The sequence below is a fragment of the Mycolicibacter heraklionensis genome, from assembly GCF_001021505.1.
In the GTDB taxonomy this organism is placed as follows: Bacteria; Actinomycetota; Actinomycetes; order Mycobacteriales; family Mycobacteriaceae; genus Mycobacterium; species Mycobacterium heraklionense.
In genome coordinates this window covers 1-8574 of sequence record NZ_LDPO01000043.1, presented here as the reverse complement: position 1 = coordinate 8574, position 8574 = coordinate 1, and the positions used below count along the sequence as shown (strand labels likewise).

Annotated in this window: 7 protein-coding genes and 1 pseudogene; all 8 read left to right on the top strand. The window is 68.2% G+C overall.

The window, feature by feature from the left end:
• A pseudogene (locus tag ABW16_RS25150) lies at positions 1-127 on the top strand (type VII secretion protein EsxI); the annotation flags it as partial.
• A gap of 147 nt (positions 128-274) precedes the next feature.
• Positions 275-1174, top strand: coding sequence for an ESX secretion-associated protein EspG (locus ABW16_RS23330; RefSeq protein ID WP_047321587.1), 900 nt, complete (start codon positions 275-277; stop codon positions 1172-1174).
• Between the two features lie 185 nt (positions 1175-1359).
• On the top strand, positions 1360-2874 hold the full coding sequence (eccD, locus tag ABW16_RS23325; protein ID WP_047321586.1) for a type VII secretion integral membrane protein EccD: 1515 nt from the start codon (positions 1360-1362) through the stop codon (positions 2872-2874).
• Complete coding sequence (locus ABW16_RS23320; protein ID WP_047321585.1) at positions 2852-4651, top strand: S8 family serine peptidase; 1800 nt, start codon at positions 2852-2854, stop codon at positions 4649-4651. The genes eccD and ABW16_RS23320 overlap by 23 nt, the downstream gene beginning before the upstream one ends.
• A complete protein-coding gene (gene eccE / locus ABW16_RS23315) occupies positions 4648-5817 on the top strand; it encodes a type VII secretion protein EccE (RefSeq protein WP_047321584.1) in 1170 nt (389 codons plus the stop codon). Before ABW16_RS23320 ends, eccE begins: the two co-directional genes overlap by 4 nt.
• Before the next feature lie 32 nt (positions 5818-5849).
• The gene (gene eccA, locus ABW16_RS23310; RefSeq protein WP_109519728.1) at positions 5850-7640 is read left to right on the top strand and encodes a type VII secretion AAA-ATPase EccA; all 1791 of its coding nucleotides are present in this window, start codon (positions 5850-5852) and stop codon (positions 7638-7640) included.
• A gap of 341 nt (positions 7641-7981) precedes the next feature.
• Complete coding sequence (locus ABW16_RS23305) at positions 7982-8281, top strand: PE family protein (RefSeq protein WP_047321582.1); 300 nt, start codon at positions 7982-7984, stop codon at positions 8279-8281.
• Between the two features lie 52 nt (positions 8282-8333).
• Positions 8334-8574, top strand: a 241-nt coding sequence (locus tag ABW16_RS23300) for a WXG100 family type VII secretion target (RefSeq protein ID WP_047321588.1), incomplete at its 3' end; no start/stop codon positions are given.

Below are 8574 nucleotides of genomic sequence, written 5' to 3'. Positions count from 1 at the left end.
TGTGGCGCAGTTGGGCCGCAACTTCGCGGTGATCTACGAGCAGGCCAACTCTCACGGTCAGAAGGTGCAGTCGGCCGGCAACAACATGGCCAACACCGACGCCTCGGTGGGCTCCAGCTGGGCCTGAGCGCCTCGCAATTCGCAGCGCGGCAGCACACCCGATCCACGGGTGTGCTGCCGCGTACTGCAATTGGCGGGTGGTGCCGAGCGGTCGCGCCCTCTCGCGTGATCCAATAGCCAAGTACTCCGACAAACCCGGTAGAGGAGGGTAGTGATGGACCCGAGCACTCGCACCGACATCACCGTCAACGTCGAGGGTTTCTGGATGCTGCAGGCACTGCTGGACATCCGCCATGTTGCTCCCGAGTTGCGGTGTCGTCCTTATGTTTCCACCGATTCAAGCGACTGGCTGTCCCAGCACCCCGGCATGGCGGTGATGCGCGAACAGGGCATCGTCGTCGACGACGAGGTCAACGAGACCGTCGCCGCACGAATGCGGGTTCTTGCCGCGCCCGACCTCGAGGTGATCGCGCTGCTGTCGCTGGGCAAGCTGCGTTACGGGGTCATCGACGCCGAAGACCAGGAGCCCGGCACCCGCGACATCCCCGACAACGAGTTCCGGGTGCTGTTGGCGCGACGCGGTGAACACTGGGTGTCGGCGGTACGCGTCGGCACCGACATCACCGTCGACGATGTCGCGGTGACCGATGCCGCCTCGATCGCCGCGCTGGTGATCGACGGTATGGAATCCATCCACCACGCCGACCCGGCCCAGATCACCGCGGTCAACGTGCCGATGGAGGAGATGCTGGAGGCCACCCAGAGTTGGCAGGACTCCGGTTTCAACATTTTCACCGGGGGAGACCTGCGCCGGATGGGAATCAGTGCCGCCACTGTCGCGGCGCTGGGACAGGCGCTGTCGGAGCCGGCGGCCGAAGCCGCGGTGTACGCGCGGCAGTACCGCGACGACGCAAAGGGGCCCAGCGCCTCGGTGCTGTCGCTCAAAGACGGGTCAGGCGGCCGGATTGCGTTGTATCAGCAGGCGCGCACCGCAGGCTCGGGCGAAGCATGGTTGGCGATCTGCCCGGCCACCCCGCAGCTGGTCCAGGTGGGCGTCAAGACCGTCCTGGACACCCTGCCCTACGGCGCCTGGAAAACGCATCGGAGGGTCTAGCGGTTTGCTCGGGTAGGTCTGGGCGCCGAATGCTTAAGTGTCGCACCGGAAAACTGCGAGTAAACGCGGGTCGTGCGAATAGCATGAAGTGCCTTTAGAATTGGACTGACTTTAAAAATGACAAATTGCGAGGCGGCACCTATGGGTTCGATTGGGTCAGTATTCGTTGGTCGGGTGATGCAATCATGACCGCGGCGATCGAGTCGGGACAGGCGGGCGGCGAGCTTGCGTCGTCGGGACCCCGGGCCGTGGTGGTCGGGGTCATGGCGGGCGACGGTGTCCAGATCGGGACGCTGCTCGATGCTGACGCCCCGGTATCGGTGATGCTGGACCCGCTGCTGAAGGTGATCAACGGTCGACTTCAGGAGCTCGAAGAGCCGACCCTGAAAGCCGAAGGCCGTGGCCGCTGGGTGTTGTGCCTGGTCGACGGCACGGCGCTGCGACCGAACCAGTCGCTGACCGAACAGGACGTCTACGACGGCGACCGGCTGTGGCTGCGCTTCATCGAAGACCGGGAGCGGCGCTCGCCGGTCATCGAGCACATCTCCACCGCGGTGTCGGTCAACCTGGCGAAGCGATTCGCCCCGGTCGACGCGGCGACAGCGGTGCGGGTCGGGGTGTCGACCCTGTCGCTGGGTGTGCTGCTGGCCACCGGACTGCTCGCGGCGTGGCGCGTCCAGCACGACAGTTGGCTGACGGCCGGCTTCGGCGCGGGGCTTGCCTTCCTGGTGTTGATCGCCGCCGCACTGATCCTGATGCAGGCGCGCAACGCGTCCGACCGGCAAGTCGGTGACATTCTGCTGGCCACCGGTCTGGTTCCGCTGGTGGTGGCGGCCGCGGCGGCGGTACCCGGTGAGGTGGGCGCCGCGCATGCCGCGCTGGGCTTCGGCGTTGCCGGTATCGCTGCACTGGCTGTCATCCGGCTCACCGGACGGCAGCTGGCCGCCTACTCGGCCGTCGCCGCCATCAGCGTGGCGGTGATGTTCGCCGGCGTGCTGCGGATGCTGTTCCTGACCGGCGCGGTGACCCTCATGACCTGTGTGTACTTGGTCTGTGTGCTGGCTTACCAGTGGACTCCGTCGCTGTCGCGGTGGTTGGCCGGCCTGCGGCTGCCGGTCTTTCCGTCGGCCACCAGCCGCTGGGTCTTCGAGGCTCGCCCCGACCTGCCCACCACGGTGGTGAGCACTCCCGGCGCCCCGCCATCGCTGGAGGGGCCGGAGTCGGTCCGCGAAGTGGTGCTGCGCGCGGAGCGGGCGCGGTCGTTCATGACCGGCTTGCTCTCCGGGCTGGGCGTGCTGATTGCGGTGTGCATGACCGGGCTGTGCGACCCCCACTCGGACCGGTCGTGGCTGCCGGTGCTGCTGGCCGCCCTGACCGCCGGGTTCCTGGTGCTGCGGGGCCGTTCCTTCCGGGACCGCTTGCAGGCGGTCACGGTGACGCTGACCGGGCTGGTGATCGTCGCGGCTGTGGTGGTGCGCTTCGCGGTTGTGCTGTGGACGCCCACCGCACTGGTGGTCGGCGTGGCCGTGCTGGTGCTGGTCCCGATGTTCGGGCTGCTGTCTGCGGTGATCGTGCCCAACACCATCTACAGCCCGTTGTTCCGCAAGTTCGTCGAGTGGATCGAATACCTGTGCCTGATGCCGTTGTTCCCGCTGGCACTGTGGTTGATGAATACCTATGAAGCGATCCGGTACCGGTAGGGGCGTGCGTCGGCTGCAGCGCACCGCGGCCGCCGGCGCCGCGATGATCATGATGACCAGCGGCTCGCTGGCCGGGATGCCGGCTGCCGGCGCGATCGAGCCGCCCGGGATCGACCCGGCGGCGCTGCCGCCCGACGGCCCGCCCGGACCGCCGCAGACCATGCGGCAGACCTCGTACTGCACTGAGGTAGGTGTGCTGCCGAACACCGACTTCCGCGTGCAGCCGGCCTACATGGACATGCTCAACCTGCAGGAGGCCTGGAAGTTCGGTCGCGGGGGAGGCGTCACGGTCGCCGTCATCGACACCGGCGTGACCCCGCACCCGCGGCTGCCGAACCTGATCCCCGGCGGTGACTACGTGATGGCCGGCGGCGACGGGCTGTCGGACTGCGATGCACACGGGACCCTGGTGGCGTCGCTGATCGCCGCGATGCCGGACAACGGGGTGGCTCCGTTGCCACCGCCCCGTCAGACCCGTCGGCCGCCGTCGGTTCCCACCAACGAGCCGCCACCACCGACCCCGTCGCCGGCGACGACGATCCTGGTGATGCCGCCGCCTCCGCCGCCACCGCCGCCGCCCGTCGAGGGTGAGGAACCGGCCCCGGGTCAGGGTCCCGCACCCGCGCCTGCACCCGCGCCCGCTCCGGCTCCGGCGCCTGGACCGGCACCCGGACCGGCTCCAGGACCCGGTGCGGCAGCCTCGTCGGCGCACAGCCCCCATGACGCCGCTACGGCGCGGCCGGCCGGGTTCTCCGGGCAGGCCCGGACCGCACCGGTCGACTTCCGGGCCCCGAGCGCGCCGCCGCCCGGCGGGGGGCCGGACGCCTTCAGCGGCATCGCGCCCGACGTGCAGCTGATCGCGATCCGGCAGTACAGCGCGGCCTTCGGGCCCAAGGAGCCGTTCGCGGACGGACGTGACCCGCAGCTGCGGGAGAAGACCGACGGAATCCGCACCATGGCGCGGGCGATTGTGCATGCCGCCAACATGGGTGCCCAGGTCATCAACATCTCCCAGGCCGTCTGCATGAACGTGCGCACACTCATCGACCAGGCCGATCTGGGCGCCGCCGTGCGTTACGCCGCGGTGGAGAAGAACGCGGTGATCGTCGCCGCCGCCGGTGACGCCAGTTGGCGGGACTGCAAGCAGAACCCCGTCTACAACGCGATGCGCCCCGATGACCCCCGCGACTGGAACGGCGTCAACACCGTGGTGACGCCGGCCTGGTACGACGAGTACGTGCTGACCGTCGGCGCGGTCGACTCGGCCGGTGCACCGATGGCCAAATCGAGCGTGGCCGGCCCGTGGGTGTCGATCGCCGCGCCCGGCACCGACATCGAGGGGCTCTCGCCGCGCGATGACGGACTGATGAACGCCGTCGACGGCCCGGAGAACTCACTGCTGGTCCCGTCCGGCACCAGCTTCTCGACGGCGATCGTCTCCGGTGTGGTGGCCCTGGTGCGGGCTAAGTACCCGGAACTGTCGGCGCACCAGGTGATCAACCGGCTGATCCGTACGGCCCGGCCACCGGCGCGCGGGGTCGACAATGTGGTCGGTTACGGCATCGTCGATCCGGTCGCGGCACTGACCTGGGACGTTCCCGACGTTCCGGCCCAGCCGCCGGAGCGGCTGTCGGCGCCGCTGCAGGTGCCGCCGATGCCGCCCGAACGCGACATGACGCCGGCCTGGGTCGCCGGAGCCGGGCTGTTGGCGGCGCTCGCGGCGGCCGGCGTGGCACTGGGAGTGGCAGCACTGCGACGATCGTCAAGGAACCGATGAAGGCACAGCACGCACTAGGTCTGAACCTGTCTTGGATGCGGGTCACCGCGGTCTTTCTGATCGATGTGGGGATCCTGGTCCTCGCCGGCCGCTGGCCGGGTGACCCGAAAGTCGCCGACTACGTGTGGTGGTCGGGTGTCGCCGCCGCGGTGCTGGTCGCGCTCATCGCGCTGCTCACCTACCGGCGAGTGCCGATCAGCACGATGTGGGCGGCCTGGGTGGCCGATCAGTTCACCAACCCCGAAGAGGCCCTGCACCGCGGCCGCACCGCCGCGGTCGATCACCACCGCCGCTTCGGGCGTGAGTCGGTCGGTGTCCGCGAACATGAAGGCCGGCTGGTGACGGTGATCGCCGTGGGCGGGCGGGCCGCCGCGGCGACCGGCCGACACGGCCGCGATTCGGAGGCGACCCTGCCGGTGGAGCGTCTGGCCGCTGGGTTGCGGCAGTTCGACGTGCGGCTGGACAGCATCGATGTCGTGTCGGTCGGAACCCGCAAGGATCCCCGCGCCGCCGACGACCCCGACGTGGAAGAGAACCCGTCGATGCCCGACCGTCGCCACACCTGGGTGGTGCTGCGGATGGACCCGCAGCACAACGTCAACGCGGTGGCCACGCGCGATTCACTGGCCGCCACCTTGGCCGCCGCCACCGAGCGGCTGGCCGAGGAGATCGACGGGCGCCAGCTCAGCGCCCAGGTGCTGCGCGCCGACGAGTTCGACGCCGTCGACGAGGCGGTGCTCGCGGGGCTGGAGGCCACGCAGCTGCGGCACCGGCTGTTCCGCGATCGACCGGCCGGCCACGTCACCAGCTTCTGGGTGTCGCCGAACGACATCACCCCGGAGAACCTCGAACATCTGTGGTACCCGGAGGCCGAAGCAACCGTGGTCACGGTCCGTCTTTCGCGCGGTGGCGGCCGAACCACCGAGGTCTCGGTGCTGGCGCGGTACCACACTGCCGACAAGCCCGACCGAAACATGCGCTCTGCGCTGAACCGCTTCGTGGGCCGGCGTCAGCTGGAAGCCGCCTGCGCCAGTCTGCCGGCGCCCACCGCCCACCGGCGGATGTCGGTGCCGGGACGGGACTTGCAGGACGGTGAGCAGCTGCCGGTGTCGGTCGATGTGATCGAGGAGTACACACCTGCGGCGGCCACCGGGACGCGCTCGTGACCGGACCGGCGACGACCGACGCGCGCAACGCGATGGTCGCGGGCATGCTGGCCTCCGGGATCTCGGTCAACGGGCTGCAGCCCAGCCATAATCCGCAGGTCGCGCTGCAGATGTTCACCACTGCCACCACGATCGACCCGAGCATGTGCGACGCCTGGCTGGCCCGGGTGCTGGCCGGTGACTCCGATATCGAGGTGCTGGCAAACGCCTGGTCGACGGTGCGCACATTCGGCTGGGAGACCCGCCGACTCGGGCTGTCTGACCTGGAATTCCATCCGGAGGTTTCCGACGGGATGTTCCTGCGGCTGCGGATCACCAGCGTGGAATCGCTGGCCGCCGCCTACGCCGCCGCGCTGGCCGAAGCCAAACGCTACGAAGAGGCGGCGAAGCTGCTCGACGGCATCGAGCCGCGGAACCCCTTCGAAACCGAACTGGTCAGCTATGTCCGGGGTCTGCTGTACTTCCGGACCGGGCGCTGGCCGGACGTGCTCAAGCAGTTCCCCGCAGCGGCCCCCTGGCGTCAGCCCGAGCTCAAGGCGGCAGCGGCGGCGATGGCCACCACCGCGCTGGCCTCGCTGGGGGTGTTCGAGGAGGCGACGCGGCGGGCTCAAGAGGCGATCGAGGGCGACCGGGTTCCCGGTGCCGCCAACGTCGCGCTCTACACCCAAGGCATGTGCCTGCGGCATCTGGGCCGCGAGGACGAGGCCGCCGAGTTGCTGCGCCGGGTTTATTCGCGGGACTCGAAGTTCACACCGGCCCGCGAGGCACTGGACAATCCCGACTTTCGACTGGTGCTGACCGACCCGGAGACCATCGAGGCCCGCACGGACCCGTGGGACCCCGACAGTGCCCCCACGCGGGAACAGGCCGAAGCCCACCGGCATGCCGAGGAGGCCGCCCGCTATCTGGCCGAAGGCGACGCGGAGCTGGCCGCCATGCTCGGCATGGAGCAGGCCAAGCGGGAGATCAAGCTGATCAAGGCGACCACCAAGGTGAACCTGGCGCGCGCCAAGATGGGCCTACCGGTTCCGGTGACGTCGCGGCACACCCTGCTGCTCGGTCCGCCCGGCACCGGCAAGACCTCGGTGGCGCGCGCATTCACCAAGCAACTGTGCGGCCTGACGGTGCTGCGCAAGCCGCTGGTGGTGGAGACCAACCGCTCCAAGCTGCTGGGCCGCTACATGGCCGATGCCGAGAAGAACACCGAGGAGCTGCTCGAAGGCGCACTCGGTGGTGCGGTGTTCTTCGACGAGATGCACACCCTGCATGAGCGCGGCTACAGCCAGGGCGACGCCTACGGCAACGCGATCATCAACACGTTGCTGCTGTACATGGAGAACCACCGTGACGAGCTGGTGGTGTTCGGCGCCGGCTACGCCAACGCCATGGACAAGATGCTCGAGGTGAACCAGGGCCTGCGGCGCAGGTTCTCCACGGTGATCGAGTTCTACAGCTACACCCCGCCGGAACTGCTGGAACTGACCAAGATGATGGGGGCGGAGAACGAGGACGTGGTCAGTGACGAGGCGGTCGAAGGACTGCTGCCGCACTACACCCGGTTCTACGCCGACGAGAACTACTCCGAAGACGGCGACCTGATCCGCGGTATCGACGTGCTGGGTAATGCCGGATTCGTCCGCAACGTCGTGGAGAAGGCCCGCGACCACCGCAGTTTCCGTCTCGACGATTCTGAACTGGACGCGGTGCTTGCCGGCGATGTCACCGATTTCAGCGACGAATGGCTGCACAAGTTCAAGGAACTGACCCGCGAGGATCTCGCCGAAGGGCTCAGTGCGGCGGTTGCCGAAAAGAAACCGTCCTGAACTAACAGCCGCCCGACAGCCGATTCACAGCGTAACGACCGCTTGTCCGGGTTGACGCTTACTGGTACCGATGCCACCATTGCGCAGGTAAGGGGGCCGGTGCTTTCGCCCGGCCCAGTTGGTCTCTGTCGGTGTCAGGAGGTGAGGACGAGAGTTGTGTCCCGGCGATAATGCCCGCTCGGAGTTGGCGACTGTTTGGTCCCGATCCGGCTCCGGCACCGTTTCTGTTACTTGAACCATGTTGCGTTGAGCACGCTCCGGTACGACGTCGTCACGGGGCCCCTGTTCGGCGCAGCCGGTGAGCGTCGGCCATCCGGCCGGCATTCTTGGAGGAGGGCCCCATGACTTTTGTGAACACCCAACCGGAGGCGCTGACGGCGGCTGCGGGCAATCTGGCCGCCATCGGTTCGGCGCTCAGTGCTCAGAACGCCGCGGCGGCAACGCCGACCACCGGTGTGGTTCCGGCCGCTGCTGATGAGGTTTCGGCACTGACTGCTGCGCAGTTCGCCGCGCACGCCAGCATGTACCAGACCATCAGCGCCCAGGCGGAGGCCATCCACCAAGCGTTCGTGGCCACCTTGAACACCAGCGCCAACACCTACGCAGCGACCGAGGCGGCTAACGCCGCGTCGGCCGGATAGTTCCACATACCGTTAAGTTCCAACAACTTTCGCAGATCGAGGAGAGAGAAGCATGGCAACACGTTTTATGACTGATCCGGACGCGATGCGTTCGATGGCGGGCCGTTTTGATGTGCATGCGCAGACGGTGGAGGACGAGGCGCGTCGGATGTGGGCGTCGTCGACCAACATCTCCGGTGCGGGTTGGGGTGGTCTGGCGGAGCGGACGTCGATGGACACCATGGGTCAGATGCAGACCGCGTTTCGCAACATCGTGAACATGCTGCACGGGGTGCGGGATGGGTTGATTCGCG

Coding starts and splice junctions, on each gene's coding strand:
- ABW16_RS23330 (WP_047321587.1), top strand. CDS start 275: ATGGACCCGAGCACTCGCACCGACATCACCGTCAACGTCGAGGGTTTC.
- eccD (WP_047321586.1), top strand. CDS start 1,360: ATGACCGCGGCGATCGAGTCGGGACAGGCGGGCGGCGAGCTTGCGTCG.
- eccE (WP_047321584.1), top strand. CDS start 4,648: ATGAAGGCACAGCACGCACTAGGTCTGAACCTGTCTTGGATGCGGGTC.
- ABW16_RS23320 (WP_047321585.1), top strand. CDS start 2,852: ATGAAGCGATCCGGTACCGGTAGGGGCGTGCGTCGGCTGCAGCGCACC.
- eccA (WP_109519728.1), top strand. CDS start 5,850: ATGGTCGCGGGCATGCTGGCCTCCGGGATCTCGGTCAACGGGCTGCAG.
- ABW16_RS23305 (WP_047321582.1), top strand. CDS start 7,982: ATGACTTTTGTGAACACCCAACCGGAGGCGCTGACGGCGGCTGCGGGC.